The organism is uncultured Tateyamaria sp., assembly GCF_947494755.1.
In the GTDB taxonomy this organism is placed as follows: domain Bacteria; phylum Pseudomonadota; class Alphaproteobacteria; order Rhodobacterales; family Rhodobacteraceae; genus Tateyamaria.
In genome coordinates, this window is record NZ_CANLVZ010000013.1 from 52,776 (window position 1) to 77,964 (window position 25,189).

Consider the following 25,189-nt stretch of genomic DNA (forward strand, 5'->3'; position numbering starts at 1 on the left):
GGAGACGCTTAGGATGGTCCGATCATGAAGCAGGTCATGTTGCGTGACTGCAAACGACGGCAGGCCAGATCAGCTGTATCGCGGGTCATGCCCATGAAGTTGGCGTCAAAACCTGTCGGGCGGCGCACCACTTTGCGCAAGGAACCATCCAGCGACGACATCTCGGCCAGTGCCGTCTGCAACAACACCTTTTCGGCTTTGTAGCGGCTGGCATAGCGGCCGATGTTCACACCCCAATGGCGCCCGCCTGAGGTGGAGACGCGGGTGACGACCTCGGGTTCGGGTTTTGTAAAGGCCACCGCTTGCGGACGTGCCGCGGGCCGCATGGTGGGCACCAGAGCGTCCGAGATGGCCGTGGCGGCGGCACTCGCGGTAGTCTCTTCGGTTTGGGCGGCCTGAAGTGCGAGTTGGATGTCTTCGGACATGTCCACGGTGTTGGCAGGCGCTTCGGCCACGACCACAGGTGCCGGTTCGGCACCGGGCCGCATTTTGGGACGATAGGAGGTTTTGACCGCGCCACTCAGCCGGATGACCTTGCCCGCCCCTTTGGGGGCGTCCTGATTGCCCGCGATGATGATGGGATCATCCCCCGGCACGTATTTTGGTTTGGCGGGCTTGCGCAGTGGGGCCTGGCTAGGCGCACGACGAAAGCCGAGGTCGAGCAGTTCAGCCACTTTGGCATTGCGCGACACTGTGGATTTGCCGCCGAAAACGGTTGCGATGATGCGTTCATTGCCACGCTCAGCAGAGGCGACGAGGTTGAAGCCTGCGGCACGGGTATAGCCCGTCTTGATCCCGTCCGCGCCCTTGTAGGCCCCGAGCAGGCGGCGGTTGGTGTTGGCCACTTCGGTGATACCCGCATGAGTGGTGCGGCGCGAAAACAGGTTATAGTACTGTGGGTAATCATACAGCATGTGCCGCCCCATGATCGACATGTCACGAGCGGTCGACATGTGCCCCGTTTCGGTCAGGCCATGGGCGTTCTTGAAGGTCGTGCGGGTCATGCCAAGGGACTTGGCGGTGCGGGTCATGCGACGGGCAAAGGCCGCTTCGGAACCGGACACAGCCTCGGCAAGTGCAGTGGCCGCGTCATTGGCGGATTTCACGGCAGCGGCGCGGATCAGATAGCGCAGTTGAATGCGGGATCCGGACTTGAGGCCCAGTTTCGAGGGCGGCTCGGACGCGGCATGTTTGGAAATCGTGATCTTCTGGTCCAGCGACAACTCGCCCCGTTCGATGGCCTGAAAGACAACGTAAAGCGTCATCATCTTGGTCAGCGATGCGGGATGTAGTCGCGTGTCTGCGTTGCGGGAATGGAGCACTTCGCCGGTGCGCGCATCCATCACGAACGCCGCGTAGGGCGCTGCCTTAACGGATGCAGGCAAAACCACCAGCATCCAGATCGCTGCTAATAAAAAAAGCCCAAGCCGGGCCGGCTGTGCGCGCCGAACCTTCATGATAACCTGCCTATGTTTGCCTCTGGCCGCCGATTATTCGACTGACCTTTTTATAATTGCCTCAAAGCTAACACAGGTTGGATTTTCGATAAAGTGTTGATGCGGCAGGTGAATTGGTTTTTCTGCACCGCAGCTTCTCAACATGTTGGGGATACGCAGCGGTATCATGCCATACCGGCCATTGTGGCAGGAATGTGGCACCGACTCGGCCCGTCCGCTCAGTCGAGTGTCGCCAACATGTCCGGCAACGCCCCAAGGTCTGCGATCTCGTTATATTTGGGGTGGTCAACCGGCGCATCTGCAGCCTCAAGCCCCCATTCCAGATCGTGCGGCACGTAGACGCCATGCCCGCCCGCCTTGATCATGGGCACCACGTCCGACTTCATCGAATTGCCGATCATCATCGCACGATCCGCACCCCCGAATGGCGCAAAGATGCGGGTGTAGACCTGCACCTGTTTGTCCGAGACGATCTCGACCCCGTCAAACAACTCACCCAGACCCGATTGGGCCAGCTTGCGTTCCTGATGCAGCAAATCACCTTTGGTGATCAGCAGGACCGGGGCGTGGGCCTTGGCCGCCTCGACTGCGTCACGCGCGTGGGGCAGCAGGTCGATAGGGTGGTGCAGCATGTCCTGTCCTGCCGCGATTAACTCGGCGATCACCGATCCCGGCACCTGATTGTCCGTCACCTCAAGGGCGGTTTCGATCATCGACAGCACGAAGCCTTTGATGCCGAAACCGTAGTGACCGATATTGCGCCGCTCGGCCTCCATCAGCTTGGTGTCAAGATCGGGGACATCCACATGGGGCGCGAGCAGGTCGGCAAACCGGTCTTGGGTCAGTTTGAAGAACCTCTCGTTATGCCACAGCGTGTCATCTGCGTCGAAACCGATACAGGTCAGCGTTTTGGACATATCCGCACCCCCCTCTTTTCTAAATCGCTGTGCGCGTTATATAGACAGACCCAAGGCTCACCACAGGATTCTAGGTTTGATGAGGACGCTGATGCATTCGGACGTACATATGATGGCAGGCCCGTCAAATGACGATGGCGATGCAGATGTCCTCACGGACACCAAACCCAAGACCAAGCGTCCGCCGCTCTACAAGGTGATGCTGCTGAATGACGACTACACCCCGATGGAGTTCGTTGTGCACGTGCTAGAACGGTTCTTTGGCCTGAACCATGCCCAAGCCTTCGAAATCATGCTGACCGTCCACAAAAAGGGTTTGGCAGTGGTGGGGGTGTTCAGCCACGAGATTGCGGAAACCAAGGTGGCGCAGGTCATGGACTATGCGCGCCGCCACCAGCACCCGCTGCAATGCACCATGGAAAAAGAAGAATAATCACGTGATCGGTGATCGCCTGCCATTGGCGCTTGCAGCTGTCGAGCTTGCAGGCGATGGCCCCGTTGCGGTGCTGCATCCAAGCGTGGATGCGGACCTGTCGGCCCTGGCGCGTGAGCGGGTGTTGGTGATTTCGCCGATGGCCACGGTGTGCGCAGCATTTCAGGCACGCGGGTTCGAAGTCGCGGCCACCTTTCCTGCCGACATCCGATTTGCCGCTGCGGTGGTTTGCCTGACCCGCGCGCGGGCCGAGGCGCAGGCGGTGCTTGCCGCCGCGATGAGTGTCACCGACGGGTGGGTGCTGATCGACGGGCAAAAGACAGACGGTAGCGACTCAATGCTGAAGGCGTTGCGCGCGCGAACAGATGTGTCTGCTCCCATATCCAAAGCGCATGGCAAGATTTACTGGACCCGAGGAGGCTCGGATTTCAGCGATTGGGCGGCTGGCCCCGAGTTGCATCCCGGCGGGTTCTGGACCGCGCCGGGTGTGTTTTCCGCAGATGGGGTCGACCCTGCATCCGCCCTGCTGGTGGCCGCATTGCCCGAGAAAATGGCAGGCACGGTGGCGGACCTTGGGGCCGGGTGGGGCTATCTGTCCGCCCACGTCCTGACCCGCGACGTCAAGGCGGTGCATCTGGTCGAGGCGCATGACATGGCGCTGCAATGCGCGCGCCACAATGTGACCGACCCGCGTGCGCAGTTTCATTGGGCCGATGCGACCACATGGAGGCCGGATGATTTGGTGGACACGGTTGTGATGAACCCGCCCTTTCACACAGGGCGTATGGCGGACCCGTCGCTTGGGCGCGCCTTTATTCAGGCTGCGGCCCGTGTTTTGAAACCGCATGGCGCGCTGTGGATGGTCGCCAACCGCCATCTGCCTTATGAGGACACGCTGGCCACCAGCTTTGCCAAAGTGGTTGATCTGGACGGCGATGCGCGGTTCAAACTGGTGCGGGCCGAACGACCCAAACGGATACGGGGATAAGCGATGTCATTTTCGATCTCAGGCAAGACGGCCATTGTGACGGGGGCCGCCAACGGTATCGGCCTTGCCATTGCGCGCAATTTTGCGGATCGCGGGGCCAATGTGATGTGCGCGGACATGGATGAAAAGCGTCTGTCCGAAGAGTTGGGCGATGTCGCGGAAGAGGGCAATATCCGCTATTTCGCGGGCGACCTGCGCCAACGGCTGACGATTGCCAATCTGGTCTCGGCCACAATTGATGCCTTTGAGCAGGTCGATATTCTGGTCAATGCGTCGCGCCAGGTGATGGAGACGGACGCGCTGAACCCCGAAGATACCTCGGTCGAGACGCTGATTGATCAGAACCTGATGACCGCTCTGCGCCTCAGCCAGCAGGTCGCGCGGCGCATGATCAAGCAGGCGGATGGGCGCGACGGGGATGCGAGTGTCGGTTCGATCATCAACCTCAGCTCGATTGCCGCGCATCAGACGCGGCCCGAGTTGTTGGGATATTCGATCGCTGCCGCCGGGCTTGAGCAGATGACCCGGTCGATGGCGTTGGCCCTGGCCCCCCACCGCATCCGGGTGAACGCGGTTGCGTTCGGGTCGGTGATGTCGGCCTCGCTGCAATCGTCTATCGGGGATCATCCCGACTGGCGTGACGAGATCGAAAGCCGCACGCCACTGCACCGGATCGCCAGCCCCAAGGAGCTGGTGGATGCGGTTCAATTTCTGGCTTCGGACGGGTCCGGCTTTGTTACAGGTGATGTGATGACAGTCGATGGGGGCCGCAGCCTGCTTGATCCTGTTGACGCCCCTGCGCATTGATCCTGCGATTTCTTCCTTGGCCATTGTGCGCGCCTTGAGCTAAAAAACTGTCAACCTAGCAGGACAGTTTGCATGACCGAACATTTCGACACTCAGAAGGCGCGCGCGGCGGCGTGGTTCCGGCAATTGCGCGACGATATCGTGGCCGCATTCGAGGCGTTGGAAGCCAGCCATTCGGACGGTCCAATGGCGGACGCGACACCGGGTGCGTTTGAAGTGACCGAGACCAAGCGCACCTCGGATGACGGATCGGATGCCGGTGGTGGAGTGATGAGCGTCATGCGCGCAGGCCGGGTGTTTGAGAAGGTCGGCGTGAACATCTCGACCGTTTATGGCACGCTCGGTGAACGGGCGCAGGGGGCGATGGCCGCGCGCAAAGGCATTCCGGGGATGAAGGATGATCCGCGGTTCTGGGCGGCGGGCATTTCGCTGGTCGCGCACATGCAGAACCCCCATTGCCCTGCGGTTCACATGAACACCCGCATGTTCTGGACCCCCCACGCGTGGTGGTTCGGGGGCGGGTCGGATTTGAACCCCTGCCTGGAGTATGACGAGGACACAGCCCACTTCCATGCCCAGCAAAAGGCGCATCTGGACCCGCACGGGGTCGATCACTACCCCAAGCTCAAGGCCTGGGCGGACGCGTACTTTTATATTCCGCACCGCAACCGCGCGCGTGGTGTGGGCGGGATTTTCATGGATGATCTGTGCACCGGCGATTGGGAGGCTGATTTTGCTCTGACCCAAGATATTGGTCGCGCGTTTTTGCCGGCTTACGTACCATTGGTCGAAAAGCGTCGTGTGCAGCCTTGGGATGATGCCGACAAGGATGCGCAATTGGTGCATCGCGGTCTCTATGCCGAGTACAACTTGGTCTATGACCGCGGGACGAAGTTTGGCCTGGAAACCGGCCATGATGCCAATGCTGTGTTGATGAGCCTCCCCCCCTTGGCCAAGTGGGTCTGATCGGCGGGCGGGACTGTTCCGGGCCAAAGCCCGAAAGGCGCCCGCCCACCGACCCGTTCAAGGCGTGCGTTGCGGCACCCGGCGCAATTGCATCCCGTGTTTCTGGTCCGCGCGGAAGCCGAACCTTTCATAATAGGTCTTAGCCCCTACCTTCGTGCCCGTCAGGAGCATGATCTTATAGGCATTTGCACCCCAAGCGGTCTCGATCGCGGCTTCCATGACGGCGCGACCCAATCCTTGCCTGCGGACCTCCGGTGCAGTCACCACGTTTTCAATTAGCGCATAGGGCCGTCCATGTTGTGTGATGTTGGGCAGGATGTGTAGCGTCAGCATCGCACTGAGCGTGCCCGCGTGATCCGCCCCGATCAGTGTGGTGCCGGGGTGGGCCAGAAGGGCCGCAAATTGCGCGGTGCTGGTATCGATTCCCTGATCGCCGACCAGCGCGCGGTATAGGGCGAGTGCGGCGTCGTGATCGTCGCGCGTCAGGGTCCGCGTCAGGCCCATCCCGCCTCGGCCAATGCGGCCCGGTAGCTCGGTGCGACATTCATCTGCTCTCCGAGCCCTTTGCCGACCAACAGCGCATGCAGGCGGGACAATCGCCAGCAAGGCACGTGCATGATCATGTGATGTTCAAGGTGATAGTTGACCCAGTAGGGCGCGATGAATGTCTTGGCGATGGGGCCTGCAAAGGTGGTGCGCACGTTGCGCAGGGGATCTTCGGACATTTCTGTGGCACCATGTTCGGCGATGTTACGCACCCGCAGCACGAATTGGAACCATGTGAGATAGGGCACGATCCAGAATGCGAGTCCCCACCACCAGTCTCCGATCAGACTGATCCCGAGGGCGATGCCGAAAAACACCGGGAATGCCGTGTAGATCGTGTTTGATTTGAAGGCCTGGGCCGCATCCCCTTTGGCCGCCTCGATAGCGTCATCGTCGCCAGCAAGCCGGATAAAGGTCATGATCTGGCTGTAGAGTTGTTTTGCCCCCGTCTGACCTGTGAGGTCGCGGGTGAATTTGCGTTTCAGCGAGGCTTTGCTTGTCGGGAAATTCTGGCTGAGTACCAGATCCGGGTCCTTGTCGGTTTGCGTGTAGCGATGATGGGTCAGGTGATAGTGCCGATAGGCTTTGAGATCGGCCATGATCGGCCAGCCGCATAACCATGTACCGACGAACTCGTTCAGCTGGCGCGTCTTGAACAGCGCATTGTGCGCCGCTTCGTGCATCAGGATGGCGAGACCAAGTTGGCGCGATCCGATTAACATGACCGCGAGGAGTGCAGTGAGCGGGTTGGGCCAGAGCGCGAACAACCCGATTGCGCCTGCGATCACCCCCCAACAGTGCAGGATCAGGAAGGTGCCTGCCACATCAGAGCGTGCAGCGAGGGGGCGAATGTCTTGGGGTGTCAGATAGGCTTTGCCGGGAGTCATGACCGCATCCTTTCATCCCCATCAATTTGGGGACCCAAGGCAGGGGCAGTCAAGTCTGACGCTGCGACGGGCTCTGCCCCGGCCTGCGGCCTCCCCTAGGTATTTTTGGCGAAAGGAAGGGTTAGTGCCAGTCGAAGAATGCGGGCCCTGCGCGTTTGAGCAGGTCGTTGGCGAGATCAAAGCCCATGTCCGCGCCGTCAGCGATGGGGCCGCTGCGGGTGTCAGAGATCGCCTCTGACCCATCGGGGCGCAAGACTTCGCCTGTCAGTGTGAGCGTGCCTGACTCAAGCGTGGCCAGCCCCGCAATCGGCGTTTCGCAGGACCCATCCAGCGTGAGCAGGAAGCGCCGCTCGGCCATGAGCCTTTGACCGGTGGGTGTGTCGTGAATAGCGGCCAGAAGGTCCGCTGTGTTGGTGTCGCTGATGCGCCGTTCGATCCCGATGGCCCCTTGCGCGATTGCAGGTAGCATGTCGCCCGGATCGACGGGCGTTGCGGGTACCTCCGTCATCGACAGGCGGTTCAGGCCCGCGCAGGCGAGGAAAGTGCATTCGGCCACGCCCTGATCGAGTTTCTTGAGCCGGGTTTGCACGTTGCCGCGAAATTCGACCACGTTCAGGTCGGGCCGTTGGTGCAGCAACTGCGCGCGGCGGCGCAGGGATGAGGTGCCCACAGTTGCGCCTTGTGCCAGGCCCGCGATCCCGCTGAGTGTGGGTGAGATGAACGCATCCCGCACGTCCTCGCGCGGGAGGTAAACGTCAAGGATCAACCCATCGGGCTGGATGGTCGGCATATCCTTCATCGAGTGAACCGCGATGTCGATTTTGCCGGCCAGCAGGTCCTCTTCGATCTCGCGGGTGAACAGCCCCTTGCCGCCGATCTCCTTGAGTGGGCGGTCCTGGATGGCGTCCCCTGTGACCTTTATGATCACGATTTCGAACGCGTCTTCGGGCAGATCAAATGCCTGTCCCAAACGGGCCCGGGTCTCGTATGCTTGGGCCAAAGCCAAGGGCGACCCGCGGGTGCCGATTTTCAGCGGTTCGGTCGGGCTGGGAAGGCGTATTGTCATGGGTTTATCTTTTAGGTGTGTCAACTTATGTTGACAACTAGAAACACAAAGCTAAGGGCTGTGCACGATGAAAGATGCGGTTCAAACCAAAACGATTTTGCGGTCGCTGGCCGGAGAAACCTTGCCCACCCCGCCGATCTGGATGATGCGTCAGGCGGGCCGGTATTTGCCCGAATACAAGGCCACACGCGCGCAGGCGGGCGACTTTCTGTCCTTGTGCTATAATCCCGAATTGGCGGCCGAGGTCACGTTGCAGCCCATTCGCCGCTATGGCTTTGATGCTGCGATTCTGTTTGCCGATATTTTGCTGGTCCCACAGGCCTTGGGGGCGGATTTGTGGTTTGTCACCGGTGAGGGGCCGCGCCTGTCGACCATCACGTCTCAGTCCGATTTTGATGTGTTGAAGCCGGTTGAGGCCATCCATGACACGCTGAATCCGATCTATGAGACGGTAAAGATCCTGCGCCGTGAACTGCCTGCAGAAGCCACGCTGATTGGTTTTGCGGGCGCCCCATGGACGGTCGCGACCTATATGATTGCCGGCCAAGGCACGCCGGACCAGGGCCCTGCACACGCCTTGCGCGAAGGCAATGTGGCGTTGTTCGAAGCCCTGCTGGACCGGATCACGGCGGCCACCATCGAATACCTGTCTGCGCAGATCGAAGCAGGTGCCGAGGTCGTCAAGATTTTCGACAGTTGGGCAGGCTCACTCAAGGGCGATGCGTTTCAGAAATATGCCGTGGCCCCGTGCGCCGAGATTACCGCAGCTCTCAAGGCCCGCTATCCCAATATTCCCGTGATCGGTTTTCCGCGTGAGGCGGGTGATGGATATGTCGGCTTTCATGCCGCCACGGGCGTGGATTGCGTGGCACTGGATAACTCAGTGTCGCCCGATTGGGCGGCTGCGCACGTGCAGAAAGACGGCTGCGTGCAGGGTAATCTGGCCTCGTCCCATATGGTTACGGGCGGGCAGTCGTTGGTCGACGAAACCCGTGCCATCGTAAAGGCATTTTCGAATGGGCCTCACATCTTTAATCTGGGCCATGGGATTACTCCGGATGCGGACCCTGAAAACGTAAGCCTCATGATTGAAACGGTGCGGGCGGGCTAGTTTGGTTTTGTGGCTTGACGACTCTGATGCCCTGCCATAGGTCACGCCTCCATGGCGCGGTAGCTCAGTTGGTTAGAGCGATCGACTCATAATCGATAGGTCGGGAGTTCAAGTCTCCCCCACGCCACCAACCTTCTGCCTCCCGGATATTGATTTGTGGTTCCGCTGCTGTCTTTGACCCGGCGTAGGCGCGTCCGCTACGCGGCCACTCTGCGTCAGGAGGTCAAGTCTCCCCCACGCCTCCACAACTTAATCGAGCTTTGCGGCCTTTTGCGCTGCCACCAACGCGGCCATCGCACGCTCTGCGTCCTGTTCAGGGACGAACACATGATCGTGGTGATAGGCGGCCACCACGTTGCACGAGATGTTCTCGTCGGTCAGTGCCTGCGCCACGGCGGCCGTCAGGCCCACGCCTTGCAGATCCGAAAACACGTCCAACGTGATCTGCCGCATCGGCACCGTCGTGTCATAGCCGTGAGCCTGCGCGACGTCCTCCGGCAGGATCAGCGTGACCCCTTCCGCCTCGCGGATAACGGCACAGGCCTGTGCGCCGTGTGTGGCCGCCTTGTCGGGGTCGGTCTGGGCGCAATAGACCCATCGGCCGGGGACCAGAACCGGGGTCATTCCGGCGATCATTTCGGTTGTGTCGGAGACGGTCATGGGTCTTCGGGCTTACGGGTACTGGATATCAAACATATCGCGCAGTTTGGCATCCGTTTTGTCATCGATATAGGTCGGCTGATGCGTTGCAAGGATTTCGTCCACACGCACACTGGCGCGATCCCAGGCGCTGAGTGCACCGCCCTCGGCCCAAGCTCTGGGCGTGTCCCGGTCCGCAAGGTCGGGATAGACATAATCGCGTTCCATCGCGGCGATGGTCTGCGCGCCGCCAAGGAAATGACCCTCGCCCAGGACCGCCTCGCGAATGGCGTCAAAGCCCAGCATCTCGTCGCTTACCTCGACCCCGCGCAATATGCGATAGGTCGCGGCGTGCATGTCGTTGTCCAGCACAAAGGCCTCGAAACTCGCGCCAAGGAGGGCTGAGGTCATGCCTGAACTTTCATAGATCAGGTTGCCGCCCGCCAGTGCCGCCGCCAGTGAGGTGAGGCCCTTCTCCATGCCGTATTGGGCATCAAGGGCCTTGGCGTCCGTCATCGAGGCTGCCACTCCGGAGACGAGTCCGAGCCAGTTGATGAGTTGCGCGGAGGCGGCATTCAGCACAGCGATTTCACCACCCCCGCCCGCAAATGCCCCGGTGCGCAGGTCGATAACCAAGGGCCAGTTGGAAAAGACCATCGGGTGACCGGGCTTGATCGCATGCACCATCACGAGGCTGGCGAGGGTTTCGGCCAAGGATTGGGCGAGGAATCCGGCCAGCGTGGCGGGCGCGGTTGCCCCGGCCTGAGCGGCTGTGATGCAGGACACGGGGATGTTGTGGGCAAGGCATTCATAGACCGTGTCGACCGCATCCGCGCCAAAGCGCATGGGCGAGATCACGGGGCTGATATGTGCCTTCACAAACGGGCGCTTCGCGAATGCACCTTCGCCACCCGCGATCATGTCGAACATGCCGACAATGGGTGCGACATGTTCAGCAAGCGTAAAGGCGGTCGCGACCGGCTTGGTCGTCCCCCGCATCAGCGCGTAGGCAGTGTTGATGTCGAGCGTCCATTCGTCTGGCAGGTCTGTGGCGATGCAGCAGCGCGTGAACCAACTGACATTCACGAGAGCATCCTGAAGCCGGGTGAAATCGTGCAAGTCCGCAAGCGTCGAGGGACGGTAAAGGCGGCTTTCCCGGTCCAGCGTCTGAACGGCGGCCCCGCCGGTGCCGAAATGCACGGAGTCTCCACCCACCTCGATGGTGCGGTTGGGATCGCGGCCATGCAGGGGAAAGGTCTTGGGGGTGCTGGCGATCGCGTCCTCCACCAAGGACCGAGGCAAAGCGATCCGCCCGTTTTCAAGGTTCTGCACCCCGGCCCCCTCAAGGGTTTTGCGCAGACGGTCGGGCACCTCCCCCATCCCCAACTCCGCAAGCAGGCGCAGAGCGGTCTGGTATATGCTGCCCATCTCGGCTTCGCTCAAGGGTGTGTACTGACCGCCGCTTTGACCGGGTGGTGCCGGGTTCATCGGAGGGCCAGCCGCGCGGGCGGCTTTGCGGGCGCTACGTCCGGAGCGGCGGGGAGCTGGATCTGACATGATCCCAAAGGGCCTTGGGCTGCCCACCCGTGCAAGCCGTGAGTTGTGAATTCGGTGTTCGCAAATGAGTATTTTCAGAACGATGAAGATAGGTGGGGCGAATTGACCTGTGCCGCGCTGTCCCCATTGTGCGACCAGATCCGGAAACCCAGAGGTGCACCATGAAATCCCAGACCCGCGCAGTTGTCATTGGTGGCGGTATTGCAGGCTGTTCGACCTTGTATCACCTGACCCAAGAGGGGTGGTCAGACGTGGTGCTGGTGGAGCGTGACGAGCTGACCAGCGGCACCACATGGCATTCGGCGGCGCAAGTCACGAATTTCGGGATGAACCAGACTATGGTGGGCCTCAAGACCCATTCCATCAATTTGTACAAAGCATTGGCGGACGATCCCGATTATCCGATCAACTACCACCACGCCGATGGGGGTATTCGTCTGGCCAACACCGAGGCGCAGATGGACGGGTATCGCCATTTTGCGTCCATGGCGCGCGGGATGGATGTGCATTTCGAGGTCCTGGATGCCGCCGAATGCGCGCGCCGTCATCCGCTGATTTCGACCGACAATTTGATTGGTGGGTTGTGGGACCCGTTGGATGGGGACATTGACCCGGCCCAACTGTGTCAGGCCCTTGCACGGCGCGCGCGCAAGGCGGGGGCGGAGGTTTATCGCTACACCGCAGTGACAGGCCTGACCCAGCACAAGGACGACAGTTGGACGGTCCACACCACCAAGGGCGACATTGATTGTGAGGTGGTGGTGAACGCTTGCGGATACCGGGTGAACGAGGTGGCTGAGATGATGGGTGTGCACCACCCCGTCATGTCGATGGAACACCAGTATTTCCTGACCGAAGAGATCCCCGCGATCCGCGATGCAGGCCACCGAATGCCCCTGCTGCGCTGCCCGATCAGTGACTATTATTGTCGTCAGGAAAAGAACGGGCTGTTGCTGGGTTTCTATGAACAGGATTGCAAAACGTGGGGCATGGACGGGATTTCACCCGACTTTGCCAACGCGCTCTGCCCGGACGATCTGGACCGGGTGACGGATGTGCTGGAAGGGGCCTTTGCCCGGATGCCCGCGCTGATGGAGGCGGGCGTGCATACTGTGGTGAATGGTCCGATCACTTACACCATCGATGGCGCGCCCTTGGTCGGGCCCATTCCAGGCAAGCGGAATGCGTTCTGCATCATCGGTCTGCGCGCGGGCCTGGGCGAGGGGGGTGGTCACGGATGGCTGCTCGCCCAACAGATCGTGCATGGCGAGGCGTGCTATGACACTTGGGTGATTGACCCGCGCCGGTTTACTGGGCACGCCAATGTCGAACTCACCGCTCTCAAGGCGATCGAGGACTATCAGAACGAATTCCGCTTTCATTTCCCGCACGAACATCGCCCTGCGGGCCGCCCAATGAAGACCACCCCTTTGACGCCGATCCTGGCGGCAGAAGGCGCTGAATTTACTGTGGTCAATGGTTGGGAACGGGCCGAGTATTTCAAACCCACGCCCGATTTTGCGCTCACCCATGGCTTTGGCTTTGATGAGGCGTTTGATGTGGTCGCTGCTGAGGTGGGGGCCGTTCAGAACGAGGTCGGTCTGGCAGAGGTCAATGGTTTCAACCGGATCGAGATCACAGGGCCGGACACGCACGCCTTTCTCGACCACATGATTTGCGGGCGGGTGAGCGCGAAGCCGGGCAAAGTCGGGCTGGGCTATCTGCTGAATGACCATGGATGCATCAAGGCCGAAGCCACAGTCGCCAACATTCCCGGTGGGCCGGTGTGGTATGGCTCCGCTGCGGCGGCGGAATGGCACGACATGGATTGGCTGACGGGACATGCCGACGGGTTCGATGTTCAACTGCGCTCTCTGACAAACGACCACACGATCCTTGTTCTGGCCGGCCCCAAGGCGCGTGATGTGCTGTCGGCGGTCAGTCGCGGCAATTGGTCGGCGGCCGCGTTCCCATGGTTGTCGGTGCGCCGCGCCTTTGTCGGGATCGCCCCCGCAGTTGTGATGTCTGTGAGCTTTTCGGGCGAATTGGCCTATGAAATCCACGTGCCCAACAACCAGCTATACGCCGCTTACCTTGCGCTACGCGGGGCGGGACAGGCGCAAGGGATGCGTCTGTTCGGGGCGCGCGCCGTTGAATCTATGCGCATCGAAAAGGGGTATCTGCACTGGAAGGCGGACCTGATCACCGAGTTCGACCCCTTTGAAACCGGGCTGGACCGGTTCGTGAAGATGGACAAGGATTTCGTGGGCAAGGCCGCTCTGGAGCAGCGACAAGCCGATGGTTTGACAAGAAAATTGGCGTCTTTGCAGATCGATACAGGTGATGCTCCGGCGCATGGCGGGGCCTCGGTTATGGTGGGAGCCGAGGTGGTTGGCACGGTCACATCCGGCGATTGGGGGCACCGGGTGGGCAAGAACATCGCTTACGCTTTTGTGCAGCCCGAATTGGCAGCCATTGGGCAGACGCTTGAGGTCGATATCTGCGGCACAAGAGTGCGTGCGGTTGTGTCCGAACGCAGCCCCTACGACCCCGACACGCAGCATCCCCGCGCCTGAGCCACGGCAGAATAGTTACAAAGGCGCGTGACAGGATTAGTTGCGTTGCATAACAATTCCCCCGGAAGAGCGAGTCACGTCACCTTTGACAGACCGAACAGGGAGGAAATTCATGTCCGTAACACGCAAATCATTTTTGAGCCTCGTGGGGGCCGCGGCCCTTGCCATGGGGGTCACCGGCACCGCACAGGCCCAGGAGGTCACGCTGTCGCTGCACCAGTTCCTGCCTGCGCAGGCCAATGTGCCCAAGCTGGTTCTGGATGTCTGGGCCGACAATGTCGAAGCGGCCTCTGACGGGCGCATCAAGGTTGATCGCTATCCGTCGATGCAACTGGGCGGCAGCCCGCCGGAGCTGATGGATCAGGCCATCGACGGTGTGGCCGATGTGGTCTGGACGGTCGTCGGCTACACGCCCGGCCGCTATCCCAGCACCGAAGTTTTCGAGCTGCCCTTCATGATGAGCGACGCCCGCGCCATGTCCTCGGCCTATTGGCAGATGTTCGAAAAGCACATGAAGGATACCGAGTTCAAGGACGTGCACATCCTTGGCACATGGGTCCACGGCCCCGGCATGATTCACGTCAACAAAGAGGTGAAGACGCCCGCCGATATGGAAGGACTCAAGATCCGGGGCGGGTCGCGCACTGTGAACAACCTGCTTGAAAAGATGGGCGCGACACCTGTGGGCATGCCCGTGCCCGCCGTGCCCGAGGGCCTGAGCAAGGGCGTCATCGACGGCACCACGATCCCATGGGAAGTGACCGGCGCGCTTAAGGTGCCCGAACTGGTCGAGAACCACACCGAGTTCGACGGCAACGCGCTTTATACGCTGACCTTCGTTCTGGCGATGAACAAGGATCGCTATGAGGGTCTACCTGCGGACCTGCAAAAGGTCATCGATGACAATTCCGGGCTTGAGTTCAGTATCTTTGCCGGTGGCACCCAGGCTGATTCCGATGGTCCCTCGCGTCAGGCGGCAGTGGATCGCGGCAACAACATCGTAACCGTGTCGGGTGCTGATCTGGACGCTTGGAACGAGGTGGCCCAGCCCATCTATGACGAATGGGTCGCCGACATGGAAAGCAAGGGGATCGACGGTCAGGCGCTGATCGACGAAGCCCGCGCCCTGATGGACGCATATGACGGCTAAGCCGTTGCGGGGCTGTATTTCGACAAGAGATGCAGCCCCATTTCTTTCAGTAAAATGAGGCGTTTATGCACCATCTGGTGAAATGGCTGGCTCGTGCCTCTGCTGTGATTGGGGGGCTTGTGCTACTGGCCCTTATCCTGCTCACCACCCTGTCGATCATAGGGCGTGAGCTGTCCAAGCTGGGCCATTCCTTGGGCGACGGATGGCTGGGCCAGATGCTGATCGCCACCGGCGTGGACGAGATCAAGGGCACCTATGAGCTGACCGAAGCCGGGGTCGCCTTTGCCATCTTTGCCTTCTTTCCCATCTGCCAGTTCTACGGCAATCACGCGACGGTTGATGTATTCACCTCGGCCCTGCCGCGTCGCCCTTTGGGCTGGTTGCGCGCCTTTTGGGAGGTTGTGCTGGCGTTCGTGATCGTGTTCATCAGCCTGCGGCTGTACGAGGGGATGCAGCGCTATCTTGGCAACGGCGAGACGACGCTGTTCCTGCAATTCCCGGTCTGGTGGGCCTATGCCGTCAGCGTGGCCGCCGCTGCCATCGCCAGCCTCACGGCCATCTATTGCGCCTATGTCCGCATTCTCGAGGCCGCCAAAGGCCGTATGATCTTGCCCGAAGGTTGACGAAATGGACTGGATCAAAGACCTCGTTCAATTCATCGGACTAAGCCGCCTTGAACTGGGCTTTTGGTCCTTTCCGATCCTGCTGGGGCTGATTTTTCTGCGTGCGCCCATCGGGTTGGCAATGTTCTTGTGTGGTCTTTTGGGATGGGTGTTTGCCATGAACGGCAACGCGGTTCCGATCCTCGCTAAATTGAAGTCTGAAACCTACACCACCTTTTCCAACTACTCGCTGACGATCATCCCGATGTTCCTGCTCATGGGGCAATTCGCCACCCTGTCGGGGATGTCGAGCGCGTTGTTCAAGGCGGCGGAAGGGTTTTTGGGGCATCGACGCGGCGGGGTTGCCATGGCGTCGGTCGGGGCCTGTGCAGGGTTCGGGGCGATCTGCGGCTCGTCCCTCGCTACGGCGGCCACGATGGGCCGCGTCGCACTGCCGGAGTTGAAACGCTATGGCTACTCGGGCGGCTTTTCGACGGCCACGCTGGCCGCAGGGGGGACCTTGGGCATCCTGATCCCGCCCTCCGTGATCCTCGTGATCTATGCGATCATCACCGAACAGAACATCGCCAAGCTGTTCCTCGCCGCGTTCATCCCCGGCATTCTGGCAGCAATCGGTTATGTGATCACCATCTCGATCTATGTGCGGCTATACCCCGATTCTGCAGGCACGCGGCCCCCTGTGCCAATGGCTGATCGGTGGAAAGCGTTGGGCGAAACCTGGCCAGTCCTGGCGATCTTTGCGCTGGTCGTTGGCGGTATTTATGCGGGGTGGTTCACGCCGACCGAAGGGGCGGCCATCGGCGCGGCAGGCACAGGGCTGGTGGCGCTGGTTGGTGGAAACCTGACATGGCGGGTTCTGGGCGAGGCGTTGATTGGCACCGCAAAAACCACCGCGATGATCTTTTTCATCGTGTTGGGTGCATCGCTTTACAACAACTTTCTGGCGCTCTCGGGTGCGCCGCAATGGCTGGCCGATTTCGTTTTGTCTCAAGGGTTTACGCCGGTTCTGGTCCTAAGCGTGATCCTTGTATTCTACATGGTGTTCGGCTGTGTGATGGACAGTTTGTCGATGATCCTGCTGACGGTGCCGATCTTTTTCCCGGTCATCTCTGGCCTCGATTTTGGGATGTCACCCGAACATGTGGCGATCTGGTTTGGCATCCTCGTTTTGATTGTGGTCGAAGTGGGACTGATCACGCCGCCAGTGGGCATGAACCTGTTCATTATCAACGCAATGGACCGCGAAACGCCTATGACCGAGACCTACAAAGCCGTGCTGTTCTTCGTCGGTTCGGACATCGTACGAGTTGTTCTACTGGTCATGTTCCCGGTCATCACGCTGTTCCTGATCCCCGCCTAGGCGCGCCTACAGGCTTGCCAGATCGGATACATCCATGCTTGGATAGTTATGTGGCATAACCAAAGGATGCGGTGTGGGTAGTGATCTGAAGATTGAGGTGGATGGGGCGATTGCCGTTTTGACCCTCAACCGACCGGACAAACGCAATGCCATGTCCGATGGCTTGCTGGCTGAGATCGACGGGTTCTTTCAGGCACCACCGGAAGGCGTGCGCGTCGCTGTCATCACCGGCGCAGGTGGGCATTTTTGCGCAGGTCTGGACCTGAGCGAACATGTGAGCCGCGATGCTGAGGCGACCATGCATCACTCGCGCGGTTGGCATGATGTGATGGACCGCGTGCAATCGGGCGGGTTGCCGGTCGTGTCTGCCCTGACCGGGGCGGTGATCGGGGGTGGGCTGGAATTGGCCACCTCGACCCATGTTCGCATCGCCGAACCGGGCTGCATTTTCCAACTGCCCGAGGGGCGGCGGGGCATCTTTGTTGGCGGTGGTGCGACTGTCCGGGTGGGTCGAATTCTGGGCGCTGATCGCATGACCGAAATGATGCTGACGGGCCGCAAATACGGCACGGATGATGCGGTTGCCCTTGGCCTTGCGCATTATGGGGTCGGTGCGGGTGAGGCGCTGCCCCGCGCGCTTGAGATCGCCGCACAGATTGCCCAGAACGCGGCACTGTCCAATTACATGATGATCCAGGGCGTTGCGCGCATTCACGATATGTCCCGCAGCGATGGGTTGTTCGTCGAAAGCTTGTGTGCCGCCCTGGCCCAGACCAGCCCCGATGCGGTCGAGGGGCTTGCCGCCTTTCTCGACAAGCGGGCCCCATCCTTCCGATGAGCGCGCGCGTTGACCCCGCAGCACCTGTAACAGAGGTGTCTGACGCCAGCCTGCGCGACTTTGTCGGTTACAAGATGAAGCGCGCCTTCAACGTGCTGCAGGCCGATTTGACCCGGACGCTTGATCCCTTCGGTCTGCGGATGCTTACCTATTCCGCGCTTGCTTTGATTGTCGAAAACCCCGGTCTGCGCCCAAGCCAATTGGCGACGGCCCTGTCGGTCGAGCGGGCGAATGTCGCCGTCTATCTGGATCAGCTTGAGCAGGCGGGGTGGGTGCGGCGGGCATCTGCGCCGCAGGACCGCCGCGCCTATGCGGTCTTTGCCACGGTGGCTGGACGGCACCTGTACGACCGCGCGCAGGCGGCGGTTCAGGCACATGATCGCCGCATGCTGGACGGGTTGGGTGCTGCGGAGGTGGAAATTATTCATGCGGCGTTGACCAGAATCGAGGGGCAGGGATGACCGCGCATCTGGGTCTGCTGCCACACCGGGTGATACGCGAGGATCGCGCAGACGGTTCTATCTTGCTGCGCTCGGACCACCCATTAGAGGGGGTAGCGACGTCCACCGGAGCTTGGTTGAACCATTGGGCGCATGAGACGCCAGAGGCCGTATTCCTGGCAGAACGTTTGGGAGATGGTTGGAAGACGCTAGCGTATGGTGAGGCATTGATGCGGGTGCGTTCCTTGGCGGCGGGACTGTTGGAACGGGGTGTTGACGGGCCGATTTTAATTCTGTCGGGCAATTCAATCGACCATGCGCTGCTGTCGCTGGCGGCCCAATATGTCGGTTTGGTCACCGTGCCGGTCGCCGAGCAATACAGTCTCATCCCGGCCGCTCAATCGCACCTTGAATATGTCCGCGATCTGGTCCGTCCGGCGCTGGTCTTCGCCAAAGGTGAGGGGTTTGCGCGGGCGCTGGCCCTGTTCGAATGCCCCGTGCTGTCCGGCAACACGCTGGCTGAGCTGGAGGGCTCTGCCGCAGATGTTGACGCTGCACATTCGATTGTTGGGCCAGATACTCCGGCTAAGCTGTTGCTCACGTCCGGCTCGACCTCTGATCCCAAGGCAGTTGTCACAACCCATGGCATGATGACGACCAATCAGGCGCAGATACGAAAATGCCTGCCTTTTATCGCGGCGCGCCCGACTGTTTTGGTCGATTGGCTGCCGTGGAACCATGTGTTTGGGGGATCGCATAACTTTAATCTGGTGTTGGCCAATGGCGGCGCACTTTACATTGACGATGGCAAACCACTGCCAACTGCATTCGGGCGTACTATCGAAAATCTAAGCCTGATTTCGGGGACCATATCGTTCAACGTGCCCGTGGGCTTTGCGCAGTTGGTGGAGGCGATGGATGCAGATACGCACCTCAGAGAGATGTATTTTCGCGATCTGGATATGATCTTTTACGCGGGCGCATCACTGCCTCAAGACACGTGGTCCAGACTTGAGCGTATGGCGATGGATACGGCGGGCCGCATGCCCCTGATCACATCAAGCTGGGGTTTGACGGAAACGGCCCCGGCTGCGGTGTTACAGCATGAACCGGTGCGCGGTGCGGGCATTGTCGGGGTTCCCTTACCAGACGTCACACTCAAGCTGGTCAATGACGGCACCGGGCGAATGGACGTCCGCGCGCGCGGGCCGAACGTGTTCCAGAACTACTACCGTGACGAGCGCAGAACCCGGCAATGCTTTGATGATGAGGGATATTTTATCACCGGCGACGCCATGCGCTTTGTTGACCCGGCAGACATGAACAAGGGCCTGCAATTTGATGGGCGCATGTCCGAGGACTTTAAGCTCAGCACCGGGACGTGGGTCAAAGCCAGCGCATTGCGGCTGGAGGTTTTGGGCGCGCTGAAAGGTATCGCGCAGGATGTGATCATCTGTGGGCATGGCCGGGATGAGGTGGCAATCTTGATCGTGCCGGGACCGGAGGGGCATAAAGGCACGCGGGATCAGGATGCGTTATGCTGCGCAGCATCGGAGGACATACGTAAGCGTATAGAGATGTTGAACGCCAAGACATCGGGCTCGGCGCGGACCATCGCGCGCGCGCTTGTTATGGCGGATCCACCCGACATCGGCGCGGGCGAGGCGACAGCCAAGGGCAATATCAATTTCGCCCGTTTGCTTGACCGGCGCGCACATCTAGTAAGCCGCCTTTACGATGACAATGACATTGCGAGCATCACGATATGATTGATCTGGACTCCATTCTGGCCATCGACATCCACACCCACGCAGAAGAGCCATGCGGGTGCCATCCGGACGACGGCTATGACGCGCTGCAATCAACCATGGCCGAATATTTCCGCGCGCCTTGGAAACACCCGCCTACGGTGCCCGAAACCGCCGCCCACTACCGGGCGCAGAAAATCGCGGCTGTCATCTTTCCGGTCGATGCGGAACGCGAGACCGGCTATCGCCGCTACGCCAATGAGGAGGTCGCCGAGATCGCGGCTGAAAATGCCGATGTGCTGATCCCCTTTGCCAGCATCGATCCGTGGAAGGGCAAGATGGGCGTGCGCGAAGCCCGCCGCCTGATGCGCGAGTTCGGCATCAAGGGGTTCAAGTTTCACCCGACGATGCAGGGTTTCTATCCCAACGATCGCATCGCATACGACCTCTACCGCGCGATTGAGGAAGAGGGTGGCATCGCGCTGTTCCATACCGGCCAGACGGGGGTCGGATCGGGGATGAAAGGTGGAAACGGGATGCGCCTGAAATATTCCAATCCGATGTATATGGATGACGTGGCGGTCGATTTTCCGGACCTCAGGATCATCCTCGCCCATCCGTCCTTTCCCTGGCAGGAAGAGGCGCTGGCCGTCGCGCAACACAAACCCAACGTCTATATCGATCTGTCAGGTTGGTCGCCGAAGTATTTTCCGTCGATCCTTGTGCGCTACTGCAATTCGATCCTGCGCAAGAAGATGCTGTTTGGGTCGGACTGGCCGATGATCGCGCCAGAGCGATGGCTTGCAGATTTCGAGGGGATCGGCATCAAGGATGAGATCCGCCCGGACATCCTCAAACATAATGCAGCGCGTTTGCTCGGACTGCAGTAAACTGCCTATCTCGAGACCGTGAGTTGCGAGATGGCCATACGAAACGCACTATTTAGCAGATTTATGAGCTTTGGGAGGGGCACGTGGCCAACGCAGCGACCTTTTTCGTAGATCGACATCTGGGCGAAGGGCGCGCCGAAAAGCTTGCCTTCCGCGAGGTCGGGACCGGACGAAGCCTTACATACGGGGCGCTGGCAGATGCCTCGGGGCGTGCTGCTGCTGCGCTCTTGGCGCAGGGCATCTCACGCGAAGATCGCTTGGCCATGCTCGTTCTCGACCAGATCGAGTTTCCCATTCTGTTTTGGGGCGCGATGAAAGCGGGCGTGATCCCCGTGCCGATCAACACGCTGCTGGCGTCTCCGATCTACGACGCGATTTTGCAGGATTGCCGCGCGACGGCTTTGGTCGTGTCATCCGAACTGTTCGAAGTTGTGGCCCCGGCCTTGGCCCAGAACCCGTATCTGAAAGCCATCATCGTAGTTGGCGATGCGCGTCCCGGTTGCCTCAGCTTTGAGGCTTTCATGTCCAAAGGCGACACCGCATTGCCCGCCTGTGAGGCCAGCGATGATGAAACCGCCTTCTGGCTCTATTCTTCCGGATCAACGGGCGCGCCCAAAGGGGTGCATCACGTGCATTCTGCCCTGCGCGCGACGGCTGACACCTACGGGGCGCGGGTGCTGGGAGTGCGGTCGGACGATGTGGTCTTTTCCGCCGCCAAGTTCTTTTTCGCCTATGGGCTGGGCAATTCGATGACATTCCCGATGTCCGTCGGGGCCACTGTGGTCATCTATAACGGGCGGCCCACGCCGGACGGCATTGTTGATATCCTGCGGCACGAACAGCCAACAATTTTTTGTGGCGTGCCCACCCTATACGCTGCGATGCTCGCACATGTGGAGGACACGGCCCCGCCCGATGTGCCGCTGCGTGTCTGCATTTCCGCTGGCGAGGCTTTGCCCGAGGACGTTGGAACCCGCTGGCAGCGCATGATAGGGGTGCCGATCCTTGATGGGGTCGGATCGACCGAGATGCTGCACATCTTTCTCAGCAATGCGCCCGGCGACTTGGAATATGGCACGTCCGGTGTGCCGGTCCCGGGGTATGACGTCCGCCTCGTGGACGAGGCCGGCGCAGAGGTAGGTGTCGACGAAGTGGGCGAGTTGCTGGTGAACGGCGCGTCCGCTGCCGGCGGTTACTGGAACCAGCGGGCCAAGACACGTGATACATTCGAAGGCGTATGGACGCGCACGGGCGACAAGTACGAACGGCGCGCGGATGGGCGCTATATCTACTGCGGGCGCACGGATGACATGTTCAAGGTGTCCGGCATCTGGGTCAGCCCGTTTGAGGTGGAACAGGCGATCAGCAGCCATGCCGGAGTGCTCGAATGCGCCGTCATCGCACAACGAGACGGCGATGGTCTGGAAAAGCCCAAAGCCTTCGTCGTGCCGCGCGGCACACCCACGGACGGATTGGAGGACGCGCTGCGTGAACACGTCAAAGATCGGATCGGCAAATGGAAATATCCCCGCTGGTTCGAGTTTGTGGAAACGCTGCCCAAGACCGCGACGGGCAAGATCCAACGGTTTAAGTTGCGAGAGGGCGGCGCATGAAATGGACGGATGGCGCGGTTTCTATTGGCGCTGACACTCTCGAATATGCGTGTTGGGGGCCGCCGCCTGCGCAAGCGCCGACCCTTGTCATGCTGCATGAGGGCCTTGGGTCCGTCGGGTTGTGGCGTGACTGGCCCGAGCAGCTCGCAGATCTGATGGGTATGGGCGTGCTGGCCTATTCGCGCGCTGGATATGGCCGATCCTCGGCGGCTGCCTTGCCGCGCCCAACGGATTACATGACGCGCGAGGCGGTCGCGGGTCTGGGTCCGATGCTGGACGCAGCGGGCGTCGAGCGTTGCGTCCTGTTGGGCCATTCCGACGGGGCCACCATTGCAGGCATCTACGCCGGGACCGTGTCGGATGTGCGGGTGCGCGGGCTGGTCCTGATCGCCCCTCATTTCTTTACTGAACCGGAAGGGCTGCGCGCGATTGCCGAGGCCAGGACCGCATATACGAATGGTGATCTGAAGATACGCCTGGCCCGTCATCACGATGACCCGGATGGCGCATTCTTTGGCTGGCATGACGTTTGGACCTCACCCGAGTTCGCGGATTGGAACGTGGCGGATGTGATTGATCACTGGCGTGTTCCCGCGCTTGTGGTGCAGGGGTCTGATGACCCCTATGGCACGCTCGCGCAGGTGCGGGAGGTCGAGGATCGCGCCTATGCACCGGTCGAGGCGCTCGTGATAGAGGGTGCTGATCACGCGCCACACGCGGCGTTTCCAGAGGTTGTGGGTCGCGGGGTGGCTGAGTTCTGCGAAACGCTCTGGCGGCTGGAGAACGAGCCGGTTTCAATCGCTTAGGTTCAAGAATGGCACTAAAATGCAATCTAGGCGGTTCTCTGTGATGTATTGAGCTGAATCATTGTAAGATACTGCCAAAATAGGAAGCGCGCCGCGGCCATGCCTCACACCATAGATTTTCAGACTGACCCGTCTCGCTATCGCCATTGGCGGGTCGAATATGATGGGCCGATTGCCCGTCTTTTCATGGATGTGGACGAAGATGGCGGGCTGTTCGACGGCTATCAACTCAAGTTGAATTCTTACGATTTGGGCGTCGATATCGAACTTGCCGACGTGGTGCAGCGGATGCGCTTCGAACACCCCGAGGTGAAGGTCGTCGTCATGCAGTCGGCCAAGGACAAGGTGTTTTGCGCCGGGGCCAACATTCGGATGCTGGGTGGGGCTGCGCATGCCCACAAGGTGAATTTCTGCAAGTTCACCAACGAAACCCGCAACACTTACGAGTCGGCGGACGCCGACAGCGGCCAGAAATACGTGGCCGCGATCAAGGGCGCGTGCGCGGGCGGCGGGTATGAGCTGGCGCTGGCCTGCAGCCACATCATGCTGACGGATGACTCTTCGTCCTCCGTCTCTCTGCCCGAAGTGCCGTTGCTGGCGGTGCTGCCGGGTACTGGGGGGCTCACCCGTGTGACCGACAAACGTCACGTGCGGCGCGACCTGGCGGATGTGTTCTGCTCGACCGAGGAAGGGGTCAAGGGCAAGCGCGCCGTCAAATGGGGCCTTGTGGACGAGGCTGTGCCCAATGCCCGCTTTGACGATGTCGTGGCCGAGCGTGTCGCGGAGTTTGCTGCGGCGAGCACCAAGCCGGACGTAGCGCAAGGCATCACCCTCGGGCCGCTCGATAAGACAATCGTAGTGGACGGTGCGGTAACCTACAGCCTTGTCGAAATCAGTGTGGATCGCGATGCCCGGCGCGCTGAAATTCTAATCAAAGGGCCGGATGGCGATGCCCCGGCTGATCCCGATGCTCTCGTGGCGCAGGGCGATCAATCCTACCTGCTACGCCTCGCCCGCGAGTTGGACGACGCGGTGCTGCATCTGCGCCTCAACGAAATCGACCTGGGTGTCTGGGTCATCCGCAGTCAGGGCGACCCCGACGCGGTGCTGGCGCATGAGGCGGTTATCCTCAACCACCCCGATCACTGGCTGGCGAACGAAATCCGCCACTACTGGAAGCGCGTGCTCAAGCGGATCGACGTCACCTCCCGCTCGCTCGTGGCGCTGGTCGAACATGGCAGTTGCTTTGCCGGGGTGCTGGCCGAACTGCTGTGGGCCGTCGATCGCAGCTACATGATGGAAGACGAATTCGAGGGCGACAATCGACCCCTTGCGACGATCACGCTGAGCCAAGGTAATTTCGGCGCCTACCCGATGGGCAACGACCTGACCCGGCTTGCCACCCGGTTCTATGGCACTGACAGGGCGCAGGGGCTCGACGTCCATATAGGCACCCCGCTTGAGGCCGAAGAAGCCGAGGAGACGGGCCTTGTCACCATGATCCTCGACGACATCGACTGGGAGGATGAAATCCGTATCTTCCTCGAAGAACGCGCCAGCTTTTCCCCCGATGCGATGACGGGGATGGAGGCCAACCTGCGCTTTGCCGGCCCCGAAACGATGGAAACGCGGATTTTCGGGCGGCTCACGGCTTGGCAGAACTGGATTTTCAACCGCCCCAACGCAGTCGGGCCTGAAGGCGCATTGCAGCGCTACGGCACTGGCGTGCGCGGCAATTTCAATATGGATCGGGTGTGAACCCTCACAAGAC

Annotated in this window: 23 protein-coding genes and 1 tRNA gene; 17 read left to right on the top strand and 7 right to left on the bottom strand. The window is 60.6% G+C overall.

Going from position 1 to position 25,189, the window contains the following annotated elements:
- Nucleotides 1-8: 8 nt before the first annotated feature.
- Both Q0908_RS15515 and Q0908_RS15520 read right to left on the bottom strand, forming a co-directional pair.
- On the bottom strand, nucleotides 9-1,397 hold the full coding sequence (locus Q0908_RS15515) for a D-alanyl-D-alanine carboxypeptidase family protein (protein WP_299286427.1): 1,389 nt from the start codon (nucleotides 1,395-1,397) through the stop codon (nucleotides 9-11).
- Between the two features lie 278 nt (nucleotides 1,398-1,675).
- The gene (locus Q0908_RS15520; protein WP_299286431.1) at nucleotides 1,676-2,374 is read right to left on the bottom strand and encodes an HAD family hydrolase; all 699 of its coding nucleotides are present in this window, start codon (nucleotides 2,372-2,374) and stop codon (nucleotides 1,676-1,678) included.
- Nucleotides 2,375-2,465: 91 nt separating this feature from the next.
- Between Q0908_RS15520 and clpS the strand changes: the two genes are divergently transcribed.
- The 4 genes from clpS to hemF all read left to right on the top strand — a co-directional run bounded on the left by clpS (nucleotide 2,466) and on the right by hemF (nucleotide 5,568).
- On the top strand, nucleotides 2,466-2,807 hold the full coding sequence (gene clpS / locus Q0908_RS15525; protein WP_299147507.1) for an ATP-dependent Clp protease adapter ClpS: 342 nt from the start codon (nucleotides 2,466-2,468) through the stop codon (nucleotides 2,805-2,807).
- Nucleotides 2,755-3,795 carry a methyltransferase gene (locus tag Q0908_RS15530; protein WP_299286434.1) on the top strand — a complete coding sequence of 347 codons (1,041 nt, stop codon included), beginning with the start codon at nucleotides 2,755-2,757 and terminating at the stop codon, nucleotides 3,793-3,795. Before clpS ends, Q0908_RS15530 begins: the two co-directional genes overlap by 53 nt.
- A gap of 3 nt (nucleotides 3,796-3,798) precedes the next feature.
- Nucleotides 3,799-4,602 carry an SDR family oxidoreductase gene (locus Q0908_RS15535; protein WP_299286437.1) on the top strand — a complete coding sequence of 268 codons (804 nt, stop codon included), beginning with the start codon at nucleotides 3,799-3,801 and terminating at the stop codon, nucleotides 4,600-4,602.
- A 72-nt stretch (nucleotides 4,603-4,674) separates the two neighbouring features.
- On the top strand, nucleotides 4,675-5,568 hold the full coding sequence (gene hemF, locus Q0908_RS15540; protein ID WP_299286440.1) for an oxygen-dependent coproporphyrinogen oxidase: 894 nt from the start codon (nucleotides 4,675-4,677) through the stop codon (nucleotides 5,566-5,568).
- A 57-nt stretch (nucleotides 5,569-5,625) separates the two neighbouring features.
- On the opposite strand, the gene Q0908_RS15545 is transcribed toward hemF, so the two are convergent.
- From Q0908_RS15545 to hemC, 3 genes are all read right to left on the bottom strand, one after another.
- Complete coding sequence (locus Q0908_RS15545; RefSeq protein ID WP_299286443.1) at nucleotides 5,626-6,072, bottom strand: GNAT family N-acetyltransferase; 447 nt, start codon at nucleotides 6,070-6,072, stop codon at nucleotides 5,626-5,628.
- Nucleotides 6,063-7,001 carry a fatty acid desaturase family protein gene (locus tag Q0908_RS15550; protein ID WP_299286446.1) on the bottom strand — a complete coding sequence of 313 codons (939 nt, stop codon included), beginning with the start codon at nucleotides 6,999-7,001 and terminating at the stop codon, nucleotides 6,063-6,065. Before Q0908_RS15550 ends, Q0908_RS15545 begins: the two co-directional genes overlap by 10 nt.
- A gap of 121 nt (nucleotides 7,002-7,122) precedes the next feature.
- Nucleotides 7,123-8,067 carry a hydroxymethylbilane synthase gene (gene hemC / locus Q0908_RS15555; protein WP_299286449.1) on the bottom strand — a complete coding sequence of 315 codons (945 nt, stop codon included), beginning with the start codon at nucleotides 8,065-8,067 and terminating at the stop codon, nucleotides 7,123-7,125.
- Nucleotides 8,068-8,134: 67 nt separating this feature from the next.
- Here hemC and hemE point away from each other — a divergent pair, with 67 nt between their 5' ends.
- Together hemE and Q0908_RS15565 are read left to right on the top strand one after the other, a co-directional pair.
- The gene (gene hemE / locus Q0908_RS15560) at nucleotides 8,135-9,178 is read left to right on the top strand and encodes a uroporphyrinogen decarboxylase (protein ID WP_299286452.1); all 1,044 of its coding nucleotides are present in this window, start codon (nucleotides 8,135-8,137) and stop codon (nucleotides 9,176-9,178) included.
- A 53-nt stretch (nucleotides 9,179-9,231) separates the two neighbouring features.
- Nucleotides 9,232-9,308: transfer RNA gene (locus Q0908_RS15565), tRNA-Met, on the top strand.
- Between the two features lie 119 nt (nucleotides 9,309-9,427).
- Here Q0908_RS15565 and Q0908_RS15570 read toward each other — a convergent pair.
- Both Q0908_RS15570 and Q0908_RS15575 read right to left on the bottom strand, forming a co-directional pair.
- Complete coding sequence (locus tag Q0908_RS15570) at nucleotides 9,428-9,838, bottom strand: ACT domain-containing protein (RefSeq protein ID WP_299286456.1); 411 nt, start codon at nucleotides 9,836-9,838, stop codon at nucleotides 9,428-9,430.
- Between the two features lie 12 nt (nucleotides 9,839-9,850).
- The gene (locus tag Q0908_RS15575) at nucleotides 9,851-11,374 is read right to left on the bottom strand and encodes a trimethylamine methyltransferase family protein (RefSeq protein WP_299286459.1); all 1,524 of its coding nucleotides are present in this window, start codon (nucleotides 11,372-11,374) and stop codon (nucleotides 9,851-9,853) included.
- A 161-nt stretch (nucleotides 11,375-11,535) separates the two neighbouring features.
- Here Q0908_RS15575 and Q0908_RS15580 point away from each other — a divergent pair, with 161 nt between their 5' ends.
- From Q0908_RS15580 to boxC, 11 genes are all read left to right on the top strand, one after another.
- Nucleotides 11,536-13,950, top strand: coding sequence for an FAD-dependent oxidoreductase (locus Q0908_RS15580; RefSeq protein ID WP_299286462.1), 2,415 nt, complete (start codon nucleotides 11,536-11,538; stop codon nucleotides 13,948-13,950).
- Nucleotides 13,951-14,062: 112 nt separating this feature from the next.
- Complete coding sequence (locus tag Q0908_RS15585) at nucleotides 14,063-15,100, top strand: TRAP transporter substrate-binding protein (RefSeq protein ID WP_299286465.1); 1,038 nt, start codon at nucleotides 14,063-14,065, stop codon at nucleotides 15,098-15,100.
- A 65-nt stretch (nucleotides 15,101-15,165) separates the two neighbouring features.
- Entirely contained in the window at nucleotides 15,166-15,723 is a 558-nt protein-coding gene (locus Q0908_RS15590) for a TRAP transporter small permease (protein ID WP_299286468.1), read from the top strand.
- A 4-nt stretch (nucleotides 15,724-15,727) separates the two neighbouring features.
- Nucleotides 15,728-17,083, top strand: a complete 1,356-nt coding sequence (locus tag Q0908_RS15595) for a TRAP transporter large permease (protein ID WP_299286471.1) — start codon at nucleotides 15,728-15,730, stop codon at nucleotides 17,081-17,083.
- 73 nt (nucleotides 17,084-17,156) lie between these two features.
- Nucleotides 17,157-17,921 carry a crotonase/enoyl-CoA hydratase family protein gene (locus Q0908_RS15600; RefSeq protein ID WP_299286473.1) on the top strand — a complete coding sequence of 255 codons (765 nt, stop codon included), beginning with the start codon at nucleotides 17,157-17,159 and terminating at the stop codon, nucleotides 17,919-17,921.
- Nucleotides 17,922-17,956: 35 nt separating this feature from the next.
- Entirely contained in the window at nucleotides 17,957-18,382 is a 426-nt protein-coding gene (locus Q0908_RS15605; RefSeq protein WP_299286475.1) for a MarR family transcriptional regulator, read from the top strand.
- Nucleotides 18,379-20,130 (top strand): AMP-binding protein, encoded by a 1,752-nt coding sequence (locus Q0908_RS15610; protein ID WP_299286477.1) that lies wholly within the window; start codon nucleotides 18,379-18,381, stop codon nucleotides 20,128-20,130. The genes Q0908_RS15605 and Q0908_RS15610 overlap by 4 nt, the downstream gene beginning before the upstream one ends.
- The gene (locus Q0908_RS15615) at nucleotides 20,127-20,999 is read left to right on the top strand and encodes an amidohydrolase family protein (RefSeq protein WP_299286479.1); all 873 of its coding nucleotides are present in this window, start codon (nucleotides 20,127-20,129) and stop codon (nucleotides 20,997-20,999) included. The genes Q0908_RS15610 and Q0908_RS15615 overlap by 4 nt, the downstream gene beginning before the upstream one ends.
- An 83-nt stretch (nucleotides 21,000-21,082) precedes the next feature.
- Nucleotides 21,083-22,612: a benzoate-CoA ligase family protein gene (locus tag Q0908_RS15620; protein WP_299286481.1), complete on the top strand. Its 1,530-nt coding sequence runs from the start codon at nucleotides 21,083-21,085 to the stop codon at nucleotides 22,610-22,612.
- Complete coding sequence (locus tag Q0908_RS15625; RefSeq protein WP_299286484.1) at nucleotides 22,609-23,418, top strand: alpha/beta hydrolase; 810 nt, start codon at nucleotides 22,609-22,611, stop codon at nucleotides 23,416-23,418. Before Q0908_RS15620 ends, Q0908_RS15625 begins: the two co-directional genes overlap by 4 nt.
- A gap of 99 nt (nucleotides 23,419-23,517) precedes the next feature.
- Entirely contained in the window at nucleotides 23,518-25,176 is a 1,659-nt protein-coding gene (boxC, locus tag Q0908_RS15630; protein WP_299286487.1) for a 2,3-epoxybenzoyl-CoA dihydrolase, read from the top strand.
- Nucleotides 25,177-25,189: the final 13 nt, after the last annotated feature.